This window comes from Treponema sp. OMZ 857, assembly GCF_024181085.1.
GTDB lineage: Bacteria > Spirochaetota > Spirochaetia > Treponematales > Treponemataceae > Treponema.
This window is the reverse complement of record NZ_CP051147.1, coordinates 1,005,623-1,031,000: the sequence shown is the minus strand read 5'-3', so window position 1 is coordinate 1,031,000 and position 25,378 is coordinate 1,005,623. Positions and strand designations below refer to the sequence as shown.

24 protein-coding genes and 1 pseudogene are annotated in these 25,378 nt (G+C 43.4%); 16 read left to right on the top strand and 9 right to left on the bottom strand.

Annotated elements, in window-relative coordinates; genetic code table 11:
• Positions 1–90 precede the first annotated feature (90 nt).
• Entirely contained in the window at positions 91–1,221 is a 1,131-nt protein-coding gene (locus E4N66_RS04795; RefSeq protein WP_371922459.1) for a YibE/F family protein, read from the top strand.
• A 5-nt stretch (positions 1,222–1,226) separates the two neighbouring features.
• On the opposite strand, the gene E4N66_RS04790 is transcribed toward E4N66_RS04795, so the two are convergent.
• Positions 1,227–3,194 (bottom strand): RecQ family ATP-dependent DNA helicase, encoded by a 1,968-nt coding sequence (locus E4N66_RS04790; protein WP_253729164.1) that lies wholly within the window; start codon positions 3,192–3,194, stop codon positions 1,227–1,229.
• Between the two features lie 151 nt (positions 3,195–3,345).
• Between E4N66_RS04790 and E4N66_RS04785 the strand changes: the two genes are divergently transcribed.
• A complete protein-coding gene (locus E4N66_RS04785; RefSeq protein ID WP_253729163.1) occupies positions 3,346–4,986 on the top strand; it encodes a PAS domain-containing protein in 1,641 nt (546 codons plus the stop codon).
• 76 nt (positions 4,987–5,062) lie between these two features.
• On the opposite strand, the gene E4N66_RS04780 is transcribed toward E4N66_RS04785, so the two are convergent.
• A complete protein-coding gene (locus E4N66_RS04780) occupies positions 5,063–7,162 on the bottom strand; it encodes a methyl-accepting chemotaxis protein (protein ID WP_253729162.1) in 2,100 nt (699 codons plus the stop codon).
• A 433-nt stretch (positions 7,163–7,595) separates the two neighbouring features.
• Between E4N66_RS04780 and E4N66_RS04775 the strand changes: the two genes are divergently transcribed.
• The 3 genes and pseudogenes from E4N66_RS04775 to E4N66_RS04765 all read left to right on the top strand — a co-directional run.
• A complete protein-coding gene (locus tag E4N66_RS04775; RefSeq protein WP_253729161.1) occupies positions 7,596–8,816 on the top strand; it encodes an alanyl-tRNA editing protein in 1,221 nt (406 codons plus the stop codon).
• Between the two features lie 138 nt (positions 8,817–8,954).
• Complete coding sequence (locus tag E4N66_RS04770; protein ID WP_253729160.1) at positions 8,955–9,785, top strand: CPBP family intramembrane glutamic endopeptidase; 831 nt, start codon at positions 8,955–8,957, stop codon at positions 9,783–9,785.
• 16 nt (positions 9,786–9,801) lie between these two features.
• A pseudogene (locus E4N66_RS04765) lies at positions 9,802–10,620 on the top strand (alpha/beta hydrolase); the annotation flags it as partial.
• On the opposite strand, the gene E4N66_RS04760 reads toward E4N66_RS04765, so the two are convergent.
• On the bottom strand, positions 10,560–11,747 hold the full coding sequence (locus tag E4N66_RS04760) for a THUMP domain-containing class I SAM-dependent RNA methyltransferase (RefSeq protein ID WP_253729159.1): 1,188 nt from the start codon (positions 11,745–11,747) through the stop codon (positions 10,560–10,562). The pseudogene E4N66_RS04765 and the gene E4N66_RS04760 sit on opposite strands and share 61 nt — an antisense overlap.
• 180 nt (positions 11,748–11,927) lie before the next feature.
• Between E4N66_RS04760 and E4N66_RS04755 the strand changes: the two genes are divergently transcribed.
• Entirely contained in the window at positions 11,928–12,632 is a 705-nt protein-coding gene (locus E4N66_RS04755; protein ID WP_253729158.1) for a hypothetical protein, read from the top strand.
• A 106-nt stretch (positions 12,633–12,738) separates the two neighbouring features.
• Here E4N66_RS04755 and E4N66_RS04750 read toward each other — a convergent pair whose 3' ends face one another.
• Both E4N66_RS04750 and E4N66_RS04745 read right to left on the bottom strand, forming a co-directional pair.
• A complete protein-coding gene (locus tag E4N66_RS04750; RefSeq protein ID WP_253729157.1) occupies positions 12,739–13,692 on the bottom strand; it encodes a ketopantoate reductase family protein in 954 nt (317 codons plus the stop codon).
• Positions 13,693–13,765: 73 nt separating this feature from the next.
• Positions 13,766–13,981, bottom strand: a complete 216-nt coding sequence (locus E4N66_RS04745) for a hypothetical protein (RefSeq protein WP_253729156.1) — start codon at positions 13,979–13,981, stop codon at positions 13,766–13,768.
• A 120-nt stretch (positions 13,982–14,101) separates the two neighbouring features.
• Here E4N66_RS04745 and E4N66_RS04740 point away from each other — a divergent pair, with 120 nt between their 5' ends.
• From E4N66_RS04740 to E4N66_RS04695, 10 genes are all read left to right on the top strand, one after another.
• Entirely contained in the window at positions 14,102–14,296 is a 195-nt protein-coding gene (locus E4N66_RS04740) for a hypothetical protein (RefSeq protein ID WP_253729155.1), read from the top strand.
• 333 nt (positions 14,297–14,629) lie between these two features.
• A complete protein-coding gene (locus E4N66_RS04735; protein ID WP_253729154.1) occupies positions 14,630–15,028 on the top strand; it encodes a DUF2992 family protein in 399 nt (132 codons plus the stop codon).
• 513 nt (positions 15,029–15,541) lie between these two features.
• Entirely contained in the window at positions 15,542–16,093 is a 552-nt protein-coding gene (locus E4N66_RS04730) for a histidine phosphatase family protein (RefSeq protein ID WP_253729153.1), read from the top strand.
• Between the two features lie 47 nt (positions 16,094–16,140).
• The gene (locus tag E4N66_RS04725; RefSeq protein ID WP_253729152.1) at positions 16,141–16,899 is read left to right on the top strand and encodes a class I SAM-dependent methyltransferase; all 759 of its coding nucleotides are present in this window, start codon (positions 16,141–16,143) and stop codon (positions 16,897–16,899) included.
• A gap of 42 nt (positions 16,900–16,941) precedes the next feature.
• Complete coding sequence (locus E4N66_RS04720; RefSeq protein ID WP_253729151.1) at positions 16,942–17,580, top strand: type 1 glutamine amidotransferase family protein; 639 nt, start codon at positions 16,942–16,944, stop codon at positions 17,578–17,580.
• Between the two features lie 88 nt (positions 17,581–17,668).
• Positions 17,669–18,586, top strand: coding sequence for an alpha/beta hydrolase (locus tag E4N66_RS04715; protein WP_253729150.1), 918 nt, complete (start codon positions 17,669–17,671; stop codon positions 18,584–18,586).
• Positions 18,587–18,593: 7 nt separating this feature from the next.
• Entirely contained in the window at positions 18,594–19,091 is a 498-nt protein-coding gene (locus E4N66_RS04710) for a GNAT family N-acetyltransferase (protein ID WP_253729149.1), read from the top strand.
• A gap of 14 nt (positions 19,092–19,105) precedes the next feature.
• Positions 19,106–19,477, top strand: a complete 372-nt coding sequence (locus E4N66_RS04705; RefSeq protein ID WP_253729148.1) for a nuclear transport factor 2-like protein — start codon at positions 19,106–19,108, stop codon at positions 19,475–19,477.
• Positions 19,478–19,591: 114 nt separating this feature from the next.
• Complete coding sequence (locus tag E4N66_RS04700; RefSeq protein ID WP_052185533.1) at positions 19,592–19,972, top strand: TfoX/Sxy family protein; 381 nt, start codon at positions 19,592–19,594, stop codon at positions 19,970–19,972.
• A 133-nt stretch (positions 19,973–20,105) separates the two neighbouring features.
• Positions 20,106–21,731 carry an ATP-binding cassette domain-containing protein gene (locus E4N66_RS04695; protein ID WP_253729147.1) on the top strand — a complete coding sequence of 542 codons (1,626 nt, stop codon included), beginning with the start codon at positions 20,106–20,108 and terminating at the stop codon, positions 21,729–21,731.
• On the opposite strand, the gene E4N66_RS04690 is transcribed toward E4N66_RS04695, so the two are convergent.
• The 4 genes from E4N66_RS04690 to E4N66_RS04675 form a co-directional block, all read right to left on the bottom strand.
• The gene (locus E4N66_RS04690; RefSeq protein ID WP_253729146.1) at positions 21,686–22,903 is read right to left on the bottom strand and encodes an ABC transporter permease; all 1,218 of its coding nucleotides are present in this window, start codon (positions 22,901–22,903) and stop codon (positions 21,686–21,688) included. The two genes, E4N66_RS04695 and E4N66_RS04690, sit on opposite strands and share 46 nt — an antisense overlap.
• A 5-nt stretch (positions 22,904–22,908) precedes the next feature.
• On the bottom strand, positions 22,909–23,394 hold the full coding sequence (locus E4N66_RS04685; protein WP_253729145.1) for an FMN-binding protein: 486 nt from the start codon (positions 23,392–23,394) through the stop codon (positions 22,909–22,911).
• A gap of 121 nt (positions 23,395–23,515) precedes the next feature.
• Complete coding sequence (locus E4N66_RS04680; RefSeq protein ID WP_253729144.1) at positions 23,516–24,202, bottom strand: ABC transporter ATP-binding protein; 687 nt, start codon at positions 24,200–24,202, stop codon at positions 23,516–23,518.
• A 14-nt stretch (positions 24,203–24,216) separates the two neighbouring features.
• Complete coding sequence (locus E4N66_RS04675; protein ID WP_253729143.1) at positions 24,217–25,353, bottom strand: ABC transporter permease; 1,137 nt, start codon at positions 25,351–25,353, stop codon at positions 24,217–24,219.
• Positions 25,354–25,378: the final 25 nt, after the last annotated feature.

Here is a 25,378-nt window from a genome sequence, read left to right as displayed (position 1 = left end):
CGCATACATTGCTTGTTTTTCTTTTTGGTATTCGTCATGCAGCAAAAAATCAAACGGTCTTTTATTTTCTTTTTTTTTATCCTTACAAATATGCTTACATCGCAAATCCCCGTATTTGCAGAGGCAGACACCGATTCAAAAGATAAAGGATTGGCGGAATATTACGACACACAACTTAATTTGCCGAAGAATCAGGTGGTAAAAGCGCGCGTCATTGAAATCGTATATGATGACCTTGCGGAAAGCAGGCCGGATGTTCCGATTGAATCCGACTTCCGGTATCAGCATTTAAAAATAGAAATTTTAACCGGCAAGCATAAGGGCGAAGTGTATACCGTCCGCAACACTATTGAACTGGCAATTCCGTACCGGCTTATCTTCCGTGTCCATGAAAAAATGATACTGCAGGTGGACGAAGATGAAGAAACCGGAAAGATAATAAACTTAAAAATCTATGAGCGTGCACGGGACACAAAAGTCTATGCACTCATCGTAATCTTTGCGGCAGCGCTTATTATCGTCGGCAAAAAAAATGGCCTTAAAGCACTGATTACGCTCGGTATTACCGTAGGTCTTATTTTCGGTATTTTTCTCCCGTGCATTATACGGGGTTTTAACCCGATCTTATTGGCGCTCGCCGTATGCAGTTCAGCAACGGTTATCACGCTGCTGATCATCAGCGGCAGCAATAAAAAAACATATACGGCTATCATAGGTACAATCGGCGGTGTTATCATCGCAGGGATATTCGCATTTATTGCCGGTAAGGTACTCATGCTGACAGGGCTTGGAAACGAGGACGCGCAAATGCTTGCCTTTATACCGCAGCACCGTAGGATTGACTATCAAGGTTTGTTGTTTGCAGGTATTATGATTGGTGCACTCGGCGCGGTGATGGATGTGGCAATGTCCATCTCATCGGCAATGTGGGAGATTATTTCCGTAAGCCCTGACATATCAAAAAAGCAACTGATAAAATCCGGCATGAATATCGGCCGAGACATTATCGGCTCAATGTCGAACACACTGATTTTGGCGTATGTCAGTACCTCCATTCCGGTACTGCTGCTGTTTATTCTATTCTCCAACGGCTTTACCGAAATTATCAACCTCGAACTTTTAGCCTCCGAAGTACTGCGCGCAGTCGCCGGAAGCATCGGGCTTATCTGCACCATCCCGATTACGGTGCGCCTTGTCGGGAGATGGCATCACACATCGTGATGCGGTTACATCCCCGTATTTTCCACAAGGCGTAAAAGCGCCGAGCCGAATTTTTCCGCTTTTATTTCGCCGATACCGAATACGTTCAGCAGTTCACGTACCGTGCGCGGCTTCTTAAGGATGAGGTCTTCGATTGTTCTATCTCCGAATATAACGTAAGGCGGAACGTTTTCTTCCTCGGCAGCGTGTCTGCGCCAGTCTTTTATCGCTTCATACAACGCTGCGTCATCTTCATTCAACGTGCGCAAAAATTCACCTCGCTTATATTCACCTCGTTTATGTGCAGCATCATTCTTTTTAGAATCAATACCGGTCTTTTTAGATTCTGCTTGATTCACCCCGCTCTGCCCAACAAGCTCGATCGGGAGTTCGATTTTTGCGCGGGATGCAAGCGTCCGTTTACCGTTCTCGGTTATAATGAGCACATTGTAATCACCGGTTTTTTCGACAAGTCCCGCATAGATGAGCGCATCGGACAGCGCAAACCAATCCTCTTTTGAAAGCTCCCGCCCGATTCCCCATGTTGAAACTTTATCATGTCCGTTTTCAATAATCCGCTTTTGCTTTGAGCCGAGCAATACATCGACAATATACGAAAGCCCGAACCGCGATTGCGTACGGTATATGCAGCTCATAAACTTTTGAGCCGGGATTGTAACATCTGTCAGCGGAGACGGAGGCGCGGCACACACATCGCAGCATGGAAAAGGACATATTTGTCCGGCAACGCTTTCGTTTTCACCGCCGATGTCTTCCGGTTTTGCATCAGGGCTTTCGGCTTTCTCGTTGGCTGCCGCCGGAACAAACCGCTCTCCGAAATACGACAACAGAAAATGACGGCGGCATGTCCGAGCGGACGCAAACCTGAGCATTGCCTGCAAGAGCCGTTCGGAGTTGGTGCTGTCCGCGGCCTCTTCAAAAAACGAACGAATTTTATGTGCATCGCCTGCGCTGTATAAAAGTAGGGCGTGAGACGCAAGCCCATCGCGTCCAGCCCGTCCAATCTCCTGATAATACTCTTCGAGCGACTTGGGTAAATCATAATGGATAACAAAGCGGACGTTCGGTTTATCAATTCCCATACCGAATGCAACCGTCGCAACCATAATCCGCACTTTATCGCGGATAAATTGCTGTTGATGATTTCTCCGCTCTTCGTCGGAAAGACCTGCATGATAATTGAGCGCCGAGTAGCCGACATCATTCAGCTGTTCGGTCAGCTTATCAACTTGCTTGCGCGAAAAACAATAAATGATTCCGCTTTCACCGCTGTGTTGTTCAAGGCAGGCGATGACCTCGTGCAGCGCATTCCGCTTAGGACGTATCTCAAGAAAAATATTTGCGCGGTTAAAACCGGCGACAAAAACATCCGGCGTTTTCATACGGAGATTTACCGTAATATCTTCTTGCACCTGTGCCGTCGCAGTTGCCGTAAGCGCAAGAAAAACCGCATCCTTAAATTGCGCACGGATATTCGAAATTGCCAAGTAGTCGGGACGGAAGTCGTGCCCCCACTCGCTGATACAATGAGCTTCGTCAATGGTAATGCAGCTGACCGGCAGGCTTGCATCATGCAGTATAGACTGCGTGCGATCCGCCGCAAGCGCTTCCGGAGAAAGGTATACCAGTTTGACACTTCCGGACTTAATACGCTGCACTGCATCAAGATAGTCGCCCCATTCAAGCGAGCTATTCAAAAAAACGGCGCTCACACCGTTTTCGACAAGGGAAGCAACTTGATCTTGCATGAGTGAAATCAGCGGAGAAACAACAAGCGTAATGCCGCCGAACAAAAGCGCGGGGATCTGATAGCACAACGATTTTCCGCCGCCGGTCGGCATAACGGCAAGCGTATCGCGCCCCGACAAAACGGAGGCAATTACCTCTTGCTGCATCGGGCGGAACTCATTGTAACCGAATGTCGTTTTAAGCACAGTGTGCGCTCGCTTTAGCAGTTCATCGTGTTTTTCCATAAAGCAATTATATCTATTCCGTGCGGCTTGCAAAAGAGATTGACTTGACGCAAGGCAGGTATTTCTTTATCTTTATTGTAAATAAAGACTAACAGACACCTCTTATCGCTTCCAGGAATAAGAAACTACAGTCTTTATACGGAGGATACCTATGGAAATGAAACGCCATTTAGATTCAGTAAATGATGCAAAGATAAAAACGGTTCTTCAGCTGAAGAATGACTATAATGCAGGCAAAATCGGTTTAGCGGATGCCAAACGGATATTAAAAGAAAAAGTCGGTTCCTTAAAACCGTACGAGATTGCCCTCGCAGAACAGGAGCTTAAAGAGTTTGACGAAAATGAATGTCAAAAAGAAGACATTCAGAAAATGCTTGAGCTTTTTGAGGACATTATGGATACGAGTCGTCCCGACTTACCCAACGATCATCCTATCATGTGCTATTACCGCGAAAACGATGCGCTCAAAAAGATCCTATTGGAAATTGAAGACCTTGTTCAATATCCGCTTATCAAAAATCAGTGGCTCGGCATATATGACCGGCTGGATCAGTTCAGAATACACCTATCACGCAAACAAAATCAGCTCTATTCCATTTTGGAAAAAAAAGGCTTTGACCGGCCTACGACAACAATGTGGACGTTGGACAATTTTATCCGTGATGAAATCCGTGATGCGCGAAAGCTGCTGGAAGATGATGCCGACGATCAATTTATTGCGGTGCAATCTTCGATTGTTGCCGATGTACGCGACTTACTGCAAAAAGAAGAAGCAATTTTGTATCCTACTTCGCTTGCGATGATCAATGAAAAAGAATTTGAAGAGATGAAGTCGGGAGACAAAGAAATCGGCTTTGCGTGGATAAACGACAGCGGAGCACATAGTTTAACAGCTAAAAACAATTCCGCACAAACGGCACACGATACGCAAACGCAGGGCGCTACCGGCACTGTTTCTTCTTTAACGGATGATTTAGCCGCAGTATTACGCAAGCACGGTTTAAATGTCGGCAGTGAAACCAGTTCCGTTTTTGATGTAACAACAGGAAAGCTGACACTCGAACAGATTAATTTGATTTACCGACACCTACCCGTCGATCTTTCGTATGTAGACGAAAACGAAATCGTTTGCTTTTATTCCGATACGGAGCATCGTGTGTTTCCGCGCAGCAAAAACGTCATCGGGCGGAATGTTAAGAACTGTCACCCGCGGGCAAGTGTGCATATTGTCGAAGAGATTATCGAAAAGTTCCGCTCGGGCGAACAGGACTCTGCAGAATTTTGGATCAATAAACCCGGCATCTTTATCTACATTCTGTATACGGCAGTCCGTGACGAACACGGTAAATTCCGCGGCATCCTCGAAATGATGCAGGACTGCACGCATATCCGCAGCCTAACCGATTCGCAAACGCTGCTGACGTGGAAAAAAGGCGGCGAGATAAACGGCCAAACCGTTATCCAAGAAGGCTCGACTACATCTCATAACGCCAATACCGCCGATGCGAAAAGTGCAGCCGGTACGCCACATACACAGAGTTCCGAATCTCCGCAGCGGGATAAAAAACTTTCCGCAGCGGATATTACCGCCGATACGCTTTTAAAAGATATCTTTGAAGATTATCCTGCGTTAAAAGATAAAATGGAAGAAATCAGCCCCAAGTTTAAAATGCTGAAAACGCCGCTCGCACGGATCATGCTGCCGAAGGCGACGATTAAAATTGCGAGCGAACGCACCGGCGTTGAACTGAATACTTTAATTGCGGAAATAAAAAAGCGGCTTGGAAAATAGAGCACACAAAAACGCCTCTTGAGTAATTATGCCGCATAATTACTCAAGAGAAAAACCGGTGAGCAAAACTCATCTCTTATATTTTAAACTTAGATACTTCCTGTGCCAAATTTTCGATACTTCGTTTGTTCTTATTGGTGATTTCTTTTACACCTTGAATTGCATTATTGATTTGCACTGCCGCCGCCGCCATTTCTTTCATACTTGCTGCGATTGTGTTAGTAAGCCCGTCGAGTTTTTTCATTTCGTGTGCGACCCCTTCTCCGCCTTTCAGCATATCGCCTGAACCGTCTTCTATTTCAACGGTTACCTCACTAATATTCTTAATTGCTTCCAGTACCTCGCGGCTCCCGTTTTCCTGTTCCCTCATCGACTCGGTTAAACGGGTGCTCATATTTTTTACCTGATCGGAAAGCATAAAAATAGTAGCAAATTTTTCGCCGGCAACTTTTGAAGACGTAGAAAGCCCTTCGATTTCAGCACTCAAAGTTTTAAGCGTCGCGGTAATTGTCTTACCCTGCGCAGCAGAATCTTCTGCAAGTTTACGGATTTCGTCGGCAACAACCGCAAACCCCTTTCCAGCCTCACCGGCATGAGCTGCTTCAATAGCGGCATTCATTGCAAGTAAGTTCGTTTGAGATGCGATGTGTTGAATGACACTTGAAGCTTCCATTAAGCTGCCGGACTCCTCGGCAATTTTTTGAGTAACACTGCCGGTATTCACGATAATCTCTCGTCCGTCCGCAGTCGCTTCTGCGAGTGTTTTAATAACCCCGTCCGTCTTTTCAAGCGTATCGGTAATCGATGCGATATTGGCGACCATCTCTTCTATAGCGGAAGAAGAAACGGACACACTTGCCGACTGGCTTTCTATGCGGGTATTTAATTGACGTATCGTTTTGATAATTTCTTCAACCGTTGCAGCCGTTTCTCCGACACTTGCAGTCTGCGTCAATGCTTGCTGTTTTACACCGTCGATATTTTCATTTATCTTATGGACAGCTTGAGCTGTCTCGGTCATATTCTGAGCCAGTTCATCACCAATCGATCGCATTATTCCGGCATTGCTATCGATAGATTGTATAGCGGTTCTAATCTTTTTAATCGTCTCATTAAAATATTCCGATAGCCGCGTTACCTCATCATTACCGATAAGAGGAAGCTGCACGGTCAAATCGCCCTCCCCTTGCGAAATATCTTTCAGTGCATTAACCGCTGTCTGAACGGGAGCGACCATCTTTGCCGCAATAAAAAATATAATTGTCAGTGTTACCGCAAGGATAATAATACCGATGATAATGATCATTTTACGAAAATCCGTAATTGCGCCGAGAAACTCTTCCGCCGGAGCAGCAATAATAATTGTCCACTTCGTATCCGGCATTTTCGTATAGGCTGCAATATGCTTTTTACCGTTGTAAGTATAATAACCGATACCGTCGGAAGAATCCGAAACCGCTTGCCGCTGAAACTCTGCGATGGATGCGAAGGAGCGGTCAGTCTTTGCCAGTTCCATTGTATTTTGTTGCGCTTCAACAATTGATGTATCCTTATGGGCAATAGTTGTTCCGTCCATTCCTAAAATATGGCAATTTCCCGTTTTACCGATTTTGATTTCCGATATGGTATCGCAAATAACAGTTCCTCCCAGTCCTGCACCCAAAACAGCGATAACATTATCCTCGCTATCTAACATCGGAACAGCCAAAATAACTTCCAGTTTTTTAGTGAGCGTTGAAATATGAGGTTCGGTGATAAAAGAAACTCCACTCACCGCGCTCTTATACCAGTCCGTATCCCCGACAAAGCTAACCGTACCGTCGGCATAATAGCTGTTTCCCTTAGTATCGCATATATTAAAAAAACTGAGAGCGTCGGCATATCCGATATCGTCACGTACAATTCGCGTTTTTTCCGTAAAAGACACTGAAGGATCCTTTATTGCCGGATTACGCATAAAACCGCTTAAGAAACTGAAGTCCCCTTTAATATCGCTCGTAATAAACAAGGCTATATCGTTTACTTTGTCGATAAGATGCGCATTGACCCGCGCAGTAAGGGCTTGTTGCGCAGTATATCGCGCCAACGAACCTTGTATAACACCGGCTACCGTAATCAACGTTCCGAAAATGATAAGCAGCTTCTTACGAATAGAAAAACTTTTCTTTTCCCGCATAAAGAGAAATACCTCCGCATACCAGACATATCTAACAACTGAGTTAGTTTTTAGAGCCTTCTTGTCTACAATAATACAGTTACTATATCTGAGTTTAGCAGGGATGACAATACATATTCGATATCAGGATAAACGCATCATGCCGTTTTTTAGTAACCCCGCAGAAGCAATGGGGTTGTTCAACCAGAGTTGAACCTCTTCGCGGTTCAAATGGTCTCACAACCCCATTGCTTCTGCGCTTTTTATCTACTCTACCTGATGCGTTTATCCTTCTTAAAAAAAATAGCACAAAATTTTATGCAAAATTTTGTGCAAACGGAAGGTAACCGCATCAGATAGTTTTAAGCGTTTACCTTATATTCGACAGATAAAAGATGATTGGATTTATTGCCGTATCGGAGTATAATGAACTTATTCGACACAAGGAACATTTATGGAAAACTTTAACGCACTGTACTACCAGAAACCGTATATCAGAGAATTCGATGCAACGGTAACTGCTTGTTTAAAAACCGAGAGAGGGTATGAGATAGAACTGTCGGATACGGCATTTTATCCCGAAGGGGGCGGACAACCCGGCGATAGAGGCAACCTTATTGTGGAAGGACAGCCTGAGCGAACTATCCGAATATCGGATACGCAATTTGCAGGTGAACGTATCGTGCATATTGCCGATGGAGAACTTGTTGCCGGAACAAAAGTTCACGGCGTATTGGACTGGGTAAACCGTTGCGACAATATGCAAGGACATTCGGGCGAGCATATCCTTACCGGCATCCTCGCGCAAACCTACGGATATGAAAACGTCGGTTTCCACATGGGCGAAAGTTTTATCACCATCGACTTTAGCGGTCCGTTGACCGACGAGCAGGTACTCGATGCGGAACAGCGTGCCAATGAAATTGTCCGTGCAAATCTTCCAATACAAGAAAGCTTTCCGAACGATGAAGAACGTAAAACAATGCAATACCGCAGCAAGAAAGAACTTTCGGGTATCGTACGCATTATCACCATTCCGGGACTTGATGCCTGCGCCTGCTGCGGCACACATGTAACTGCCACCGGCGAGATCGGTTTGATTAAAATCCTCAACTTTACGAACCGAAAAAAGGGAGTCCGTTTGGAAGTGCTCTGCGGCAGAAAGGCGGTTCTTGCATACGAACAAGAAATGGCACAAGTACGGGCTATTTCCCGCTGTTTATCTGCGAAGCCCTCCGAAGTGCAGGATGCAGTGGAAAAATTGAATGCTGAAAAAGGGAAATTACAGCAGCAGCTGCACGAGATGACCGAAAAATATCTGAAACAGAAAGCGGAGTCGGTAGTAGACATAACAAAAGTGCCTATTTATTTTGAAGATAATCTCAGTATCGAATATCTACGCTCTTTCTGCAATCTACTTTTAGCAACAGGAAAAATGCACACCTGTGCAGCATTATCAGCGGTTGCAGTTGAGTCGGAAGAAGTGCAACCGGCAGCATACAATTACGTCATCGTCAGCAATGCCATCGATTTAAAACCGCACATAAAAACATTAAACCAACAGCTCAACGGCCGCGGCGGCGGAAGCAGTTCTGCCATTCAAGGAACGTATTTTGCAGGGAAGGAGCTTATTGAGGAAACGCTTACCGGTTTGTTGAGCAGGGCACGAGGATAGTATCCTGTATAGCTAGATGAATCAGCCATAGGGGAGGAACACTTTGAAAAAGAGATTAACACTATCATCATGGAAAGGCAGATTAACTGTCATTGCCGATAAGAATGAAGATGAAGAAATCATGGGAGAAAATAAGAAATGACGAAAATCAATAAACCCTTATTTGCCGTTCTCGTGATTTATATATTGTGCTTTATATTCCGATTTATAGAGTATTTTATTATTCGTACGGATCAAACATTTTGGGGAGAGGCATTTTTACACAAACTTTTGGGGATAGTTGTTTTATTCATAGCAGCTAGATTATATAACTTTAAAACGCAAGATATCGGATTTAATAAAAATAGAGCTGTAAAATATACATTGATGGGATTGCTGTTTGGAATTTGTATATATGTATTAGCTTATAGTATAGAGATTGTTATAGCTGTTTCAAATAAAAATTTTCAATCATTACAATTATATGTCAGTTCTTATTCTGTAGATAAAAATATAGGAAATCAAACTTCACTACTCTTTTTTGTAATTTGTATTATCGGGAATATCATTAATGTGATTATGGAAGAAGGGATATTCAGAGGCCTGTTTACAAAAATGCTTGAGAAAAATCATACATTTTTTATATCTGTGCTTATTACTTCTGTTTTGTTTGGATTATGGCATTTTATCGGACCTGTAAGAAACTATTTTGACGGCAGCAGCAGTATTGAAGGTATGTATGTAAATATTATTCTGTTGGTTACTGCTTCCGGATTTATCGGATTTAAATTTGCTTTATTAACAAAATTGACCGGCTCTATTTATATGGCAATGGGTGATCACTTTGTAAATAATACAATCATTAATATTTTTCATATTGTTTCTTCTACGGGGTGTGATGAATTGATATTTTTAAGAATTGCAATTGCCCAATCCGTGTCGTTTATAATTGTTCTATTTGTCTATCTGCATAAAAAAGATTGTAGGTAGTAAAGTCTCCACACGAATGAAGGAGCGCTGCATGTATACAAACGATGAAACATGGCAAAAACCTCAAATGTTTTTGTCTGAACGCAACAGGATAAGCATTTCATGCGCTCCTTCCGAAATGTTCAGCACATTCGACAGAACGAACATCCATCTCGACATGTACAACGAACATAGCAACAACGGTGTTACGCTCGTGCTGTTCCACGGTGTCGGCGGGAACGGCCGACTCCTGTCGTTTATTGCAGCTCCTTTGGCAAAGCGCGGCTATAAGATTGTTTGTCCGGATTTGCCGGGGTACGGCTATACCGAATACGAGGGCATACCGTCTTATAAAACATGGATCGAGACAGGCGTTCACATCGTACGACAGGAATTGCTACACTCGAAAAAGCTTTTTGTGCTGGGGTTGAGTGCAGGCGGCATGCTCGCATACAACATCGCTTGCTTAGCTCATGGTGTTTCCGGCATCATCGTTACCACCCTGTTAGATAATCGCTTAAAGCCGGTGCATAACTATTCGGCAAAAAACAAATTGCAGGGGCGTATCACTTTGCCTCTTTTACGTTTTATACCGAAGCAGATAAGACACTTAAAAATTCCGGTAAAGGCGATAACGAATATGAAAGCAATCGTCAACAACGACCGGGTACTTTCTTTGTTGCTGCAGGATAAAAGGGGAGCAGGATCTTCCGTGCATCTTGGTTTGTTATGTTCGATGATGGAAAGCATTCCTGCCGTAGAGCCTGAAGCATTTGAAATTCCGCTTTTACTTTGTCATCCTGAAAAAGATTGCTGGACACCCGAATGGATAAGCCGCCTCTTTTTTGATCGCATACGGAGTCCAAAAAAACTGTGCACACTTAAAAACGCGGGGCATTTTCCGATTGAACAGCCGGGTATCGCACAGCTTGAAGAAGCAATGGACGTTATTTTTTCGTAGAGCGCGGTTGCTTCCTGTTCATCGCCGAGGCGGTCTCCGTAAGGCGGATTGGAAAGAAGCACTCCTTCGGGATACGGCGCGGCAAGTTCGCTAAAATCAGCTTGGATAAATTCGGGGCGCGGGATACGGTTATCTTTTCCAATCCGCTGCAGCGCTTTACCTGCAAGCATACAGGCACGCTCCGCATTGGTTTGCGCAAGCCGCACCGCCTCAGGATCGTTGTCGGAACCGCTCACCCGCACCAAGCAATCCGTGCGGATATTGAGCGCACCGCGCCGACGCTCTTCTTCAATAAGCTGCCGGTCTTTTTTAGACGAATAACAGGTAAAGGTTTCAAAGGCAAAGCTGCGGCCGATTCCGGGCGGGATATTATAGGCATACCACGCCGCTTCAATCGGGATGGTACCCGAACCGCAAAAAGCATCGTGCAGCGGCAGCTTCCGCTTCCATTGCATACACTGCAACAGAACAGCCGCCAGCGTTTCCCTCATCGGCGCAGCGCCTCCGCTTAAGCGGTATCCCCGCCGGTGCAGCGGCTCTCCCGAAAGGTCAAGCAGCAGATACACGCGGTTATGTTCTATATATATGCGTATACTGTACTCCCTCCCCGTTTCCGGTAATACATCCATCTTCCATGCGGAACAGAGCGCGGTGCATACCGCCTTATGAACAGCCCGCTGCACTGCATGTTCGGAAGCGAGTTTACTCTTAAAGGTTCTGACTTTGTCTACCGTTATCTTGGAATCTTTGGAAAAAAAACGCTGCCAATCTACTGCGGCAACGGTGTCATACAACGTATCGAAGTTATCAGCGGCAAATTCTTTCAGGACGAGATAGAGCCTGTCCGCAGTGCGGAGGTAAAAGTTTGCACGCATGATGCTTACAACTTCAGGCTCCTTCAGTGTAGAGGTAAAAAAAACACGTCCCGGCAATCGGTTAACCGGCTTAAAGTCTAACAGTTTTAATTCATTTGAAAGGATCGGCTCCGCGCCGACTGCGCAAAGCGCTAAAAATTCAAGCATGAAAGGACTATACTCATTTTAATTGATTTACACAATTGGATATTAGGGAATGCCGGGGCAGCTTGAGCTTTTAGCGATGCCCTTGTTATTTCTATAAAAATAGCAGATACTCAAGCCCATAATACAGCTGTTTTTTATTATCGGTTTTAATAATCCCCTATCCTCAAAACGGAGGAACGTATGCGTAAAGTTTTTGCTATTTTAACCGGAATATTTTTCACTTTTTTATGTACCTCTTGTGAGCAGTTTACCTCGGATATAGATACATATTTGAGGTATTGGGCGGCAGAGATTGCTCCGGTGAGCTATAGCATTGATCAACTTCAAAAGCCGTACCCAACAAATAAAGACGGTGTTCTGTGTATACCATCAACAAGCGATGTAACGGTTACGATTAACCTGCGTAATCCGAAAAATTTTCAGCTCGTTATGCCTAACTCCCCTTCTCCCGATGCAGGAAAGGTTATCACATTCCCCGGGCTTTCGCCGCAGCCTGAGTATGGCGAGTTGAAAGACTACACTTTAACGCAAATCACAAACGATAAACTGGAACTTAAATACAAATCGGCTTTTTTACAAACGCACGAGTGGGGTATCGGTAACATTAGTCCTGAAATTACCTTCATCACTGACCGCAGGGTGTTTCGTAGGAAATTTAGCTTAAATTTAAAAGTTGACACCGCCCCTGCTTTTGGGGACGCGGGAATCGGAAAAACGGCAACGGCTGATTCGGACGGCAACTATTTTTATGTGCTTTTATTTCGCGTAAAAGACATGGACAAAACGATAGGCTGTCAGAGTGTCCATAAAGACATCAACACAATGAACATTACGGCAGAGAGCGCTTTGTCAAGTACCTTTTTATGTTTATGGACGATTTTTTGAAAATTGAGCAACAAAAAACAGTAAACCTATTTTGATTTACTGTTTCTCAAATTGTTGTATTCAATTAAACAAACTGGAATTTATGAAGCTGAATTTATCTACGAATTTATCTATTAAAGATTTTATCCATATTTGAATAAAATAAGGGTAAATCCAGATTTTCTTGCTTCCCAGCCTCATAAATACTTTTACATCCATACATAATGTCTTTTACATCATTATGTAACGTCATAATTCTGCTTGTGAGCTCATTTCCTGCAAACATTCGTTTCATTATCATACCTGCGACAGCAGAAGGTATTTTGTAAGGAAGAAGTTCATTTTTATATAATTTCAAATTGACCCCTCTAGCTTTTACTACTTTAACAGTTTCTCTTATCGATTTCACTGCTATAGATAATGCGTGGGAATCTCTCATAAGATTAATCGCAAGCTGTTTTGGGTCATCAATTTTTCCTGCTCGTGCAGCAGTAGAAGTAACACCTGCATTTATTGCCATGTGAATCCATATCCATTCCACCATATCATAAGGAACTTCTGTTTTTAGGTCTGTAGATTTAAGAAGTTCTATCAAATCTCTATAGTTTGGAATGCTTGCCTTTTCCTTGCTTTCAGGCATTATATGGCCAAATAGAACACAGTTCAACTCTTGCTGTATCATACTTCCACCAGCAGTAGGAAATCCTATAATGTATTTAAAATTACCTACTATTTCTTCAATCTCTTTGCGACTGTTCCAAAAGTTACAGAATAATATCAAACTTCCCGTAATGTTGTTTTGCGAAAGTGTTGCTATAGCATCTTTTATTTTTCCGCGTGAAACACTCAAAAGAATAAAGTCATAACTTGTATCCGGTTTTGCAAGATTTACAGTGTATGTATCTGTTTTTTCTTCTCCCTTATTATCATAACGTCCGTCTAATATAGTTATATTCAGCTTTGTTGGAACATTTTGTTTTTTATTCTCCCTAACTAAATGCTCAATCTGATGTCCTGCTTTTTGAAATACATATCCATAAGTTGTACCTATCACACCTAAGCCTAAAATACATATTTTCATTTATATACACCTCTATAAATTCTAATTTGTTTTACTCGCTGTTTGTAGTATTATACCATATTTTCAATTAGTTTTAAAGGTCTAATTCTTGTTTCTTTGCCTGTGTTATTTCTCTGTTTTCTTGTTGTAATTTCTCTATACAGCTTCTTACACTTTCAGCTTGTTCAACCTCTTTTCGTATATCTATAATTTGAGAATATAGGGTATCTTTTTCTTTCTTCAATGCTATTACTTCCGATTTCCATTTGGATATATTTAAGGACTTGCTTTCTCCTAAATGTTCTTTCAAATATTTCTTCGCACTTTCAAATAAAATAATCTCTGCTGTATGTTCGTTGTAGAAATTATCTTTTTTGTTTTTCTTTAATTATTTCCTTTATAAACAAAACACTACAGGAAAGGTAAAACTATGAACATACAAGATTTTTTGAATGCAGTATTAAAACAGGATGCCGAATGTTTATTTTCAGCCGCTAAGATATCGCGGCTGAAAAACACTGCCGAGTTTGCCTACCGGCAAACATCGCTTATTGACGTGTGCGCTTTTCGCGCACCAATGCAACAGTCTTCGAGAATTGACATTCTCTCAACTGTTGCATTTTAAGGAACGCTTACGCACTTACTTTTCCGATTCCGCATATATCAATTGGCATTGTACCAATGAGCATTTCACGGTTGAAGAATGTACAAGGATGAACATAGTATGCTGACAAGGTATCTGCATCGTCTCTTTTCAAAAGACTGAGCAGGAAGGGACGCATCTACTTCGTTGCCGCACACGTATTCCGTATTTACTCACGCAAAAATCTAACCAAAAGGATTCTTGACAATTAATGTAATAAACAATATTATTCAAAGAACATAAAACAAAAACACGAACCGGTAATGGTAGTCCGGTTGATATGAGGAATCATATTCAGTAACCATCAATTTTTTGATGTCCAGTTTTACCACAGGGTTTCTATGCCCAGAGGTAAATATGGACGACTTTACAATTACAACAGTGTATTTTGACGGACAATTCTGGTGTGCATTTATTCAGAAACAGGAGCACGGGGTATTTTATTCCGGTCGATATGTGTTTGGTGCTGAACCGTCAAGTCCGCAGCTTATACAATGGATGTTAAATGATTTTGCGTATGTTCCATTGTATAAAACAGTTGCATATGAGAAAATCCGTATTAAAGATGTTCTGAAAAAAAATACTAAACCAAAATCATTGGAGCAATATAAAGAAGCACAAAAAGAATATCTTGCAAAGAAAAAAATAGGTATTCGTGAAGAAAAAAGAGAACTTAAGAAAGATAAATACCGAGAACAGAAAAAACCGAAATAATGAGTACGCAACCCATTAAAAGATCGCTTTTCTTTGTCAGGTAAAACTCACCGTTTTTTTACTATCAATGAAAAAGCTGGTTTTACTAGCAGTCTCTAAAAAATTGCTTAGTTTTTTCGAGGTTTTCCTTAAGCTTTTTTGCGATAGTTTACTGCGTATTGTACAACCTATCGCAAGATGCACCGAAGTGTTGATTACGCAGTTGCTATCCTTTTTACAAAAGGTAGTGTTTCAAATGTTTTATTTTCAAGCATACTGATTAAACGGCATGCGGTACCGGTTGGGCGATTTGTTCCTTTTTCCCATATAAAATACGGCGAATCGTTTTTAGAGATGTCCTATTATCCATTATTGACTCTTTACTCTCTTTTTCATACTATCATTATCTCGTTCTAATAGATTATAACAGAGCTTATTCTGTTACACTGACTATCTCCGGTAGTGCTGCACAAAGATTGATCCTCACTACACACAAAGCACACTGTAGCGGAAACACATGAGGTACACACCATAATGCTTATTTTGATACGGCATGCACACGTGCTTTTTAATTGGGAACAGAAATATACGGCAGAGGGCTTTGCTCAGGCGCAAGCTGAGTATGATGAAGCACCGATAGAACAGATCAACGCTTCACAGCTTCGGTCTATCAGAGATGAATTACCGGAGCATTTTGAACTTTATACGAGTACGTTAAAAAGAAGCATTGACACGGCGGCACTGCTCTTTCCTGATAAAACACCGATACGGTTGCCGGAGCTTTCGGAAATACCGATTTATCCGTATCGAGATTCTGATAAGCCGCTTTCGCTATGGCGATGGCTATTCTGGGGACGGGTGCAGTGGTTTTACAACAATCCGCGGCAGGAAAGAACAAAGCAGATGGTCGAGCATGAAATCGAAGCATTGATGTCTTTAATGGAAAACAAAAATGCGGTGATTGTAAGTCACGGATTTCAGATGAGGACAATGCCGAGCATACTTGCACAGCGTTATCCCGTTCAAAAACCGATGCACATAAAAAATTTAGACATAGTGAAATGTTTTGTTTATGAGAAGCAATGACGGAGTTCCGCCTCAGTGGAGATTGGAGAACATGAAGGGAGTATATTATGAACACACAGCAAAATTATCAGGACGCAAATGCGGCGGTGATCGACCGTTGGATTACTGAAGGCTGGGAATGGGGTAAGCCCGTTGATCACGAAACCTATATCAATGCACAAAACGGACAATGGTCTGTAGTATTGACGCCGACAAAAGCGGTACCGCGTGAATGGTTCGGTGATTTAAAAGGGAAAAAGCTGTTAGGACTTGCGTCGGGAGGCGGTCAGCAAATGCCGATTTTTACCGCAGCCGGAGCGGAATGCACGGTACTTGACTACTCTGAAAAACAGCTTGAATCTGAGCGAATTGTTGCCGAACGAGAAGGTTACCGAATTAACATTATACGTGCAGATATGTCAAAACCGCTGCCCTTTGCCGATGCATCCTTCGATATTATTTTCCATCCGGTAAGCAACTGCTATATCGAAAAAGTTGAACCGGTGTTTTTGGAATGTTTCCGTATACTCAAAAAAGGCGGCGTGTTACTATGCGGACTTGATACAGGGATCAATTATATTGTTGATCAAAAAGAAGAGAAAATTATCAACGCACTTCCGTTTAATCCGCTCGTGTACGAAGCGCACCGCAAACAGCTTGAAGAAACAGACGGCGGTTGGCAATTTTCTCATACAATAAGCGAACAAATCGGCGGACAGCTGCGCGCAGGTTTCACGCTCACCGATATATACGAAGACACGAACGGAGAAGGACGTTTGCACGAATTGCATATCCCGTCATACATTGCAACACACGCGGTGAAGTAAGAAGTAGTAAGAATTAACATATACTATTAAGGAGATATTTGAATGAAAGTTTTTGTTTACATTATCGACGAATTGGCAGATTGGGAACTGAGTTTCTTATTAGCGGAATTGAACAGCAAGCGTTATTTTAAAAATAAAAATCAACCGATTGAAATTGTCAAAACAGCGAATATTCTGGAACCGCGGCAAACTATGGGCGGGCTATCGATTATACCTGATTGCCGTGTAGATGATATGGAGATTTCAGGCAGCGATATATTGATTTTACCGGGTTCCGATAATTGGTTTAAAAAAGAACATGAACCGATTCTCTTAAAAGCGAAAACGTATATTGAGCAGGGTATAAAGGTTGCCGCAATATGCGGTGCAACTTTCGGTTTGGCAAATGTCGGCGCCCTTGATAATAAAAGACATACGAGTAACGATAAGGCATTCTTAAAACAAGTGTGCAAAAATTACAAGGGTGAACATTTATATGAAAATACACCGGCAGTAACGGACGGTAATTTAATTACGGCAACAGGAATTGCTCCGCTTGAATTTACATTTGAAGTTTTAAAATTGTTGAATGTATTCAGCGAAGATACTTTGATAAATTGGTATAAACTCTACACAACAAAAGAGACTAAATATTTTTTTGAACTTATGCAATCACTAAAGAATTCGAGAGAAAACAAGTGAAAAATCGAAAACCTCGACGGGCATTGATTGGACTTTTTTGAAAATAAAAAAGCTTGAAATACGGAGCTGTGGAATCAAGGAGAATGGTGTGTATACAAACGATGAAACATGGCAAAAACTTCAAGCGTTTTTGCCCGAACGCAACAGGATAAGCATTTCATGCGCTCCTTCCGAAATGTTCAGTACATTCGACAGGACGAACATCCATCTCGATGTATACAACGAACATAGCAACAACGGTGTTACGCTCGTGCTGTTCCACGGTGTCGGCGGGAACGGTCGGCTCCTGTCGTTTATTGCAGCTCCTTTGGCAAAGCGCGGCTATAAGGTTGTCTGTCCGGATTTGCCGGGGTACGGCTATACCGAATACGAGGGCATACCGTCTTATAAAACATGGATCGACACCGGTGTGCACATTGTACAACAGGAATTGCTGCACTCCAAAAAGCTTTTTGTGCTGGGTTTGAGTGCAGGAGGCATGCTCGCATACAACATCGCTTGCTTAGCTCATGATGTTTCCGGCATCATCGTTACCACCCTGTTAGATAATCGCTTAAAGCCGGTGCGTAACTATTCGGCAAAAAATAAATTGCAGGCGCGTATCGCTTTGCCGCTTTTACGTTTTATACCGAATCAGATGAGGCGCTTAAAAATTCCGGTAAAGGCGGTAACGAATATGAATGCAATTGTCAACAACGACAGGGTGCTTTCTTTGTTGCTGCATGATAAACGAGGCTCAGGATCTTCCGTGCATCTTGGTTTGTTATGTTCGATGATGGAAAGCATTCCTGCCGTAGAGCCTGAAGCATTTGAAATTCCGCTTTTGCTTTGTCATCCTGAAAAAGATCGCTGGACACCCGAATGGATAAGCCACCTCTTTTTTGATCGCATACGGAGTCAAAAACAACTATGCACGCTTAAAAACGCGGGGCATTTTCCGATTGAACAGCCGGGTATTACACAGCTTGAAGAATCCGTTGTGTCGTTTATACAAAAATATTATTGAGGTGATCATGGTATTAAGAAAATATGAAGCGCAAGATTCCAAAATGATTTGCAGCTGGATTAAAGATACAAAGCAACTTTATCAATGGTCTGCCGACAGAATAGGGCGATTTCCACTGAATGGCAATGAGTTAAATGAATACTATGGTTCGATGAACGGTACACAGCCTATCATTCCTCTTTGTGCCATTGACGGATGCAGCGTAATCGGTCATTTGTTTATCCGATATCCAAATAAAGACGATAAAACGCTCGTGCGATTCGGGTTTATTATACTTTCGCCTGAAAGCAGGGGAAAGGGAAGCGGAAAGAAAATGGTAGAGCTTGCAATAGAATATGCAAAGACCGTTTTGTATGCTTCAAAAATAACATTGGGAGTGTTTACGAATAATGAGCGTGCACGGCATTGTTATGAAGCCACCGGTTTTCAACCAACAGAAAAAGTTATAACCTATATGATGCCGGATTGCGCATGGGAATGTATTGAAATGGAATTGAATATCTAACTTTGAGGCTGGTTATGAACATACAAGATTTTTTGAACGCAGTATTAAAACAAGATACCGAACAATTACGTACTTACTTTTCCGATTCCGCATATATCAACTGGCATTGTACCAATGAGCATTTCACGGTTGAAGAATACATACAAGCAAATTGCGAGTATCCGGGAACATGGGATGGAACAATCGAAAGGATAGAACAAACCGATGATTTAATTATCACCGCTGTCAACGTATACAGTGTCGATAGAACAAGTTCTTTTCATGTGGTATCGTTTATAAAATTAAAAGATGATAAAATCATTGCGATGGATGAATATTGGGGAGACGATGGAGTCCCACCTCAGTGGAGATTGGAGAAACGGCTTGGGAGAAAAATACATACCTAATGGCTCATTCTTTTCCTATTTCCGTAATGATATCTTCCATTATTGTATTCTGAAAGCCTTTATCTAACAACCGTATAGACAAATAACAGCTAAAAACAGTAGACTTTAGTAATTATGGCATCGAGTAAAACATATTTAGATTTTATTTTGGAACAGTTATCGGAATTGCAAGACATACGCTATCGCGCAATGATGGGCGAATTTATCATTTACTATCGAGATAAAATTGTGGGCGGTATCTACGATGACCGCTTACTGGTAAAAGCGGTTCCGTCGGCAATTGCGTATATGCCGAACGCTTCCTACGAATTGCCGTATCAAGGCGCAAAAGAAATGCTTTTAGTAGACGAAGTCGATGACAAAGCATTTATAACGGGCTTGTTTAATGCAATGTATGATGAATTACCGGCGCCGAAAATGAAACAAAAAAATAGCACAACGGGGCGGCAACATTGCAGGACGTACACGAAAAGAAATCGAAACAGAAACCGGTAAGCCGGTCATCAGCCCGAAAAATGCAATTGATTTTTCAAAATTGATAGACGATGTGGCAAAAGCCGTATCGGAGAAGGGCGAGAAATAATTTATAATACGATAATTACTCATTGAATGAAGGAATACAGCATACATGATAACACTACAAGATATTTCTTTTTCATATCCGGATTCTGCGGAGATATTATTCGACGGATTCTCCGCAACGCTTGGAGGAGCATCCCATTGGACATGTATTACCGGTGCAAACGGCTGCGGAAAAACGACATTACTCAAATTAATCGCAGGGATGCTTCCGCCGCTTTCAGGGATAATTAAATGCGAATCGGCAGTATACTGTGCGCAAAACAGTACGGAACTGCCCGATACTGCGTATACATTGTTCTGGGATGCGGATAACGAAGTGCGTCGCTTTTTCTCGCTGCTTAATATTACGGCAAAACAGCTCGAACGCTGGGAAACACTTTCGGGCGGAGAAAAGAAGCGGCTGCAAATTGCCTGTGCTTTAGCGGAGCGTCCTTCGGTTCTGCTGCTTGACGAACCGACCAATCACTTGGATGCCGTTTCAAAAGAGCTCATTATAAATGCCTTAAAACTGTTTACCGGCACAGGACTCATTGTCAGTCATGACCGCGCCTTTGCCGATTCATTGTGTACCGCTACCTTCTACTTATATCGGGAATCGGCAGCGTTCGCAGACGGAGCCGATTCAATCAGAGGTAAGCTCTATGCTGCGAATGTAAGTACAGCACTTGAACTTTGGGACACAGAGCGAGCTTCCTGCCTTTCGGAATGGCATAAAGCTGATGCAGGGGTTTCAAAAGCAAAAGCGCTTTCCGATATGTGGCAGCGCGAGGCAGAACATTCTAAGAACCGCCTGAGGAATGTGTACGGCAGCAAAGACCACGATGCAGCACAAAAAATCCGCCTTGCCATTGTTACCGGTAAAGACCGTACGCCGGGCATCGTAAAAAAATGTTTTGACAGCCGCCGTGAACAAGCCGAAAAACGCCGCGATACTCAAGCAAAACCGCTGAACCGTAAGGAAGGGTTTTCACCGGCGCAAGCAGACACATCAGTGTTCATTCCAAAGGTACTCATACACCTGCCGCCGCAAATCATCAGTGCAGGAGAAGATGGCAGTTATACCTTGCAGATTCCCGAATTGACGGTGCAAAAGCAGTCCCGCATTGCACTGACGGGAGCCAACGGAACAGGAAAGACATTGCTTGCACATACAATATTAAACCGGATACGGGAAGCTGATCTGCAAAAGAAAAGCGATGGAGAAAGTCTTTCATTTTATCTGCCGCAGGAAATTCCGAAAGCAGAAGAACAAGCAGTGTTAGCACATTTCTTCTCGCTCGATAAAGAACTGCGAAGTGAAATTCTTTCTACGGTGTACCGCATGGGATCGAATCCCAAAACGCTGCTTACCTTTACTGACAGCAAGCGGATCAGTCCCGGCGAACTTCGCAAGCTCATGATTGCACTTGCAATGTCAAAACCGCTCAAAGTTCTTATTTTGGACGAACCGACCAATCACTTGGATATTCTTTCCGCCAGACTTCTCGAAACTGCCCTTGCAAAAATATCATGCGCACTCATTATCATCAGCCATGACAGTGTTTTCCTGCAAAATTGCAACTGCACGGAATTGTGGCAGATTATCAAAACCGGCAGTTGCGGAATGTTGGAACGGATAGATAATCCCTATCCTTGCAGCTGTAACGCAGGCTCTTGCTTGGTAAATCCGTGAATTGTTTTGAGTGCGGCAAGCGGGCCGATAACCGAAATAACCGATAAGGTCAAAAGGGCGCACAACAGTATCCACAAAACCGGCGGCGTAAGAAAGGGCATTTTAAGACCGGCGATAATTGCTTGATTAAACAAGAGCACAATTAAGCAGGACAGTACCGTTCCAATTCCCGCACCTGATGCACTGATGATAAACGCTTCGGCAGAAGCAAGCTGCGCAAGTTTTTTCTTTGTACCGCCGATAATCCGCAGCATTCCGAATTCTTCTTTCCGCTCATGGAATATCGAAGAAAACGATACCGCAAGTACAATGAATGACAACAGCCAGAGCAGCGCAAGCAGCACATAAATATACACATTGAGGTTTGCGATACTTGCGGAAATATTGGTCATCATCCGTTTGGAAATAAGAGGATATATCTGTTCGCCTTCAAACTCTTTGAGTATGCGCTGCGAAACGGCTTTTACATCGGCGTTCGGCTTTAGCCGTACCATAACGCTGGAAATAAGATCCTCGTCGTGCGCAACCGGATGTTCCATAATTCGCTCATATTCTTTTGCAAGCCGCTTTGCATTTTCAATCGTCATAAATACGGAATTGTCGAAGCCCATACCGGTTTTCGCGAGCCGCCCCGTAATCACAAAAGGCTGATTAAAGAACTTAACCTCGGAATGCGTATCCCCGACGATGTTACTGCCCACAACAATCTGGTTATCGGTAAGCGGTAACCGAATTTGTCTTTCGAGCCACGGCTTGATATTAAAATCGGAATCAAAGTCAATGCCGATTACCTGCAACGGAAACGAACAGCATCCGGCGGAAAGGGTTGCGATAAAAAGCTGCGGAGAAGCAAGGTCAACCCCTTCAATTTTTTTAAGGCGGTCTACGACCTCGGACTTAAAGTAAAAGCTGTTCGGCTCACCCCGCAGCAGTGCGCTTTCGATTTTTGAATCATACCCCTGCGGCACTACAATGATGTCTGCACCCAGCCGGTTCGACAGAGACTGCATTCCGCCGTTCAGACTCTTGACCAAAAAGCTGCCTGCAAAAAGACTGAACGCCAGCACCGCGGTCAGCACAATCAAACTCACCGTCCTAAACGGCTTGCGTTTAAGGTTCTGTTTCGCAAGTTCGATAACCGTTAATTTTTTGACCGGTTCGGAAGCTGCCATCGTTACTACTCTGCCCTTGCCTGTTTAAGCGCAATACCGACTACGTTCTCAAACAGTTCATAAGATACAGTCGCACCGGCAATCGCATCCACTTTATCAAGCTGCTGCGTTTCAACCAGTTTCGGACCATACTTTTCGGCATTCTTAATTGCGTTCTGCGCAATTTTGTATAAACCGGCATTCTTAATCACTCCGTCGGTTTTGCCGTAGTCCTCGCCTTTCAGCGTTCCGTCCTTCTCGTAGGATAGGAATTCACAGTCGGTAATTTTACCGTCTTTAACGGTTATCGTTACCTCGGCATTTCCGCCCCAATCGTCCGTAATACCGGAAACCGCTTTGTAAACGCCATCCTTATACCGTACCGTAGGTTGTACAGCTTGTGCCGATTGTCCGGCCTGCTGCGCAGTCCCTTCATTTTTACTACACCCTGCGAAGCAAAACGCCGCAAGTGCCAATGTAATTGTGAAGATACACAAAGATATTTTTTTCATTCTTTACTCCTTCTTGTATGAAATTTTCTTTAAACCTTCGTCTAATTTATGTTAGAAAAAAGGAAAAACACATCAGGCTCTTGTTGTTAAAAAACCTCTGATGTGTTTTTCCCTGCATATCTTATTTTTGCAGCATCGGCCGCGTTCTGCTCATCTTTTCGATGCGCGCGATTTTTCCGTGTTCAAGTACAACCATCCGTTCCGCCTGATCGGCAACCTCCGGGTCATGGGTAACGACGATAATGGTACTGCCGGTATTGTGCAGCTTTTCAAAAATTTCCATAACCAACCGCTCGTTTTTTTCATCGAGGTTGCCGGTCGGTTCGTCCGCAAGCAGGAGCTTAGGGTGATTGATGAGCGCGCGGGCAATACACACACGCTGCTGCTCTCCGCCCGAAAGCTGATTGGGTAAGTGCTTTGCCCGCTCCTTTAAGCCGACGCTCGCAAGCGCTTCCATCGCCTCTTCTTCATCGGGCATACTGTGGTAATACTGCGCCATCATCACGTTTTCAAGCGCGGTAAGATAGTTGACGAGGTGGAATTGCTGAAAGACCAAGCCGATGGTATCCCGCCGTACGACCGTTAATTCCTTCGAGGATAATTTTGAAATATCCTGCCCCGCAAGCTCAATCTTGCCGAGCGACGGCTTATCCATACAGCCGATGATGTTCATCAGCGTCGTTTTACCGGAACCGGACGGCCCCATAATCGACAGCCACTCGCCTTCTTCTACGTTTAAGTTTATGTTGTCTAAGGCTTTCAAATCGCCGTAAATCTTTGAAATTCCGCTCAATGTTAAAATATCCATATAATCCTCCTTTTCTACTCCCCGCGTAAAACCAAAGCGGGGTCGATGTCTACCGTGGCGCGTACCGGGAATAAACAGGAAACAATCGTGATGATAATCGAGGCGATTACCGTAAACGGCGCAAGCTGCACCGGAAACGAAACCTCGCGGGCGAATACACTGATACTCACGTTATCCGCAAACACATAGCCTAATACCACGCCCAAGATACCGCCGATCAAACCGAGCATCACCGCTTCACCCATAAAGTCTTTCACAACGCTGCTGTTCGAAGCGCCGAGCGCTTTTTTAAGTCCGATTTCTTTTCTGCGTTCTGCGACAACCGCCATCATCGTCGTCGTTACGCAGATCATCGTTAAGAACAACACAATGATGGTAACAATCCACACGAGTGCCTGCAGCTTGCTCAAAACCACATCCTGAGATTCCGTTACACGCTTCACAAGCCGCGGCGTAATACCGTTCACCTGCTTGGACACCGTGTCGGCTATCGATTTAAGGTATTCCTGATTGCCGTCGATGCTGCATTCGATAACATCAAACTGATCATCGTAGCCGATAATACCTTTGATATCTTCAAGACTCATAAAGATAAATTCTTCTTCCACACCGCCGGTGGTAACGATGCCCGACACCGTACATTCGTTGACGGTAACATCGCCGTTCGGTTTCGGCGTATTGACAATAAAGGTATCGCCGACCGACAATTCGATATTGCGACTTATTTCGTGCCCTATCAGCACTTCCTTTTTATTATGCGGCCAGTCCCCGCGGATAAGCCAATAGGGGCTATTGCTTTTCGCATTTTCCAAATCTGTCGCGGCAATCATGTACGGCTGTTCGTTCACCTTCGCCGACTGATAAATATACGGCGCAAACCCGACCAGCTTCTCAGAATCGATTACCTGCTTAATAGCGTCGATTTGCTCCTGCGTAATCTTGGATTCGCTTTCCGCCGGAAGGAATATCACATTTGCGCCGTATGAGCGGAATACCGTCCCCATCTGACGCGGAATATCATAGTAAATAGTCAGTAAGCCCGACAGCACCGTAGAACCGATTGCGATTGCCAACAACGCGACAAGCATCCGCGACCGGCGACGTATCAGCGAACTTGTAATCATCTTTAAATACATTCTATTTCTTGTCATAATAGTTCACTCCCGTATCCGCTCT

Coding starts and splice junctions, on each gene's coding strand:
- E4N66_RS04795 (WP_371922459.1), top strand. CDS start 91: ATGCTTACATCGCAAATCCCCGTATTTGCAGAGGCAGACACCGATTCA.
- E4N66_RS04790 (WP_253729164.1), bottom strand. CDS start 3,194: ATGGAAAAACACGATGAACTGCTAAAGCGAGCGCACACTGTGCTTAAA.
- E4N66_RS04785 (WP_253729163.1), top strand. CDS start 3,346: ATGGAAATGAAACGCCATTTAGATTCAGTAAATGATGCAAAGATAAAA.
- E4N66_RS04780 (WP_253729162.1), bottom strand. CDS start 7,162: ATGCGGGAAAAGAAAAGTTTTTCTATTCGTAAGAAGCTGCTTATCATT.
- E4N66_RS04775 (WP_253729161.1), top strand. CDS start 7,596: ATGGAAAACTTTAACGCACTGTACTACCAGAAACCGTATATCAGAGAA.
- E4N66_RS04770 (WP_253729160.1), top strand. CDS start 8,955: ATGACGAAAATCAATAAACCCTTATTTGCCGTTCTCGTGATTTATATA.
- E4N66_RS04760 (WP_253729159.1), bottom strand. CDS start 11,747: ATGCTTGAATTTTTAGCGCTTTGCGCAGTCGGCGCGGAGCCGATCCTT.
- E4N66_RS04755 (WP_253729158.1), top strand. CDS start 11,928: ATGCGTAAAGTTTTTGCTATTTTAACCGGAATATTTTTCACTTTTTTA.
- E4N66_RS04750 (WP_253729157.1), bottom strand. CDS start 13,692: ATGAAAATATGTATTTTAGGCTTAGGTGTGATAGGTACAACTTATGGA.
- E4N66_RS04740 (WP_253729155.1), top strand. CDS start 14,102: ATGAACATACAAGATTTTTTGAATGCAGTATTAAAACAGGATGCCGAA.
- E4N66_RS04735 (WP_253729154.1), top strand. CDS start 14,630: ATGTCCAGTTTTACCACAGGGTTTCTATGCCCAGAGGTAAATATGGAC.
- E4N66_RS04730 (WP_253729153.1), top strand. CDS start 15,542: ATGCTTATTTTGATACGGCATGCACACGTGCTTTTTAATTGGGAACAG.
- E4N66_RS04725 (WP_253729152.1), top strand. CDS start 16,141: ATGAACACACAGCAAAATTATCAGGACGCAAATGCGGCGGTGATCGAC.
- E4N66_RS04720 (WP_253729151.1), top strand. CDS start 16,942: ATGAAAGTTTTTGTTTACATTATCGACGAATTGGCAGATTGGGAACTG.
- E4N66_RS04710 (WP_253729149.1), top strand. CDS start 18,594: ATGGTATTAAGAAAATATGAAGCGCAAGATTCCAAAATGATTTGCAGC.
- E4N66_RS04705 (WP_253729148.1), top strand. CDS start 19,106: ATGAACATACAAGATTTTTTGAACGCAGTATTAAAACAAGATACCGAA.
- E4N66_RS04700 (WP_052185533.1), top strand. CDS start 19,592: ATGGCATCGAGTAAAACATATTTAGATTTTATTTTGGAACAGTTATCG.
- E4N66_RS04695 (WP_253729147.1), top strand. CDS start 20,106: ATGATAACACTACAAGATATTTCTTTTTCATATCCGGATTCTGCGGAG.
- E4N66_RS04690 (WP_253729146.1), bottom strand. CDS start 22,903: ATGGCAGCTTCCGAACCGGTCAAAAAATTAACGGTTATCGAACTTGCG.
- E4N66_RS04685 (WP_253729145.1), bottom strand. CDS start 23,394: ATGAAAAAAATATCTTTGTGTATCTTCACAATTACATTGGCACTTGCG.
- E4N66_RS04680 (WP_253729144.1), bottom strand. CDS start 24,202: ATGGATATTTTAACATTGAGCGGAATTTCAAAGATTTACGGCGATTTG.
- E4N66_RS04675 (WP_253729143.1), bottom strand. CDS start 25,353: ATGACAAGAAATAGAATGTATTTAAAGATGATTACAAGTTCGCTGATA.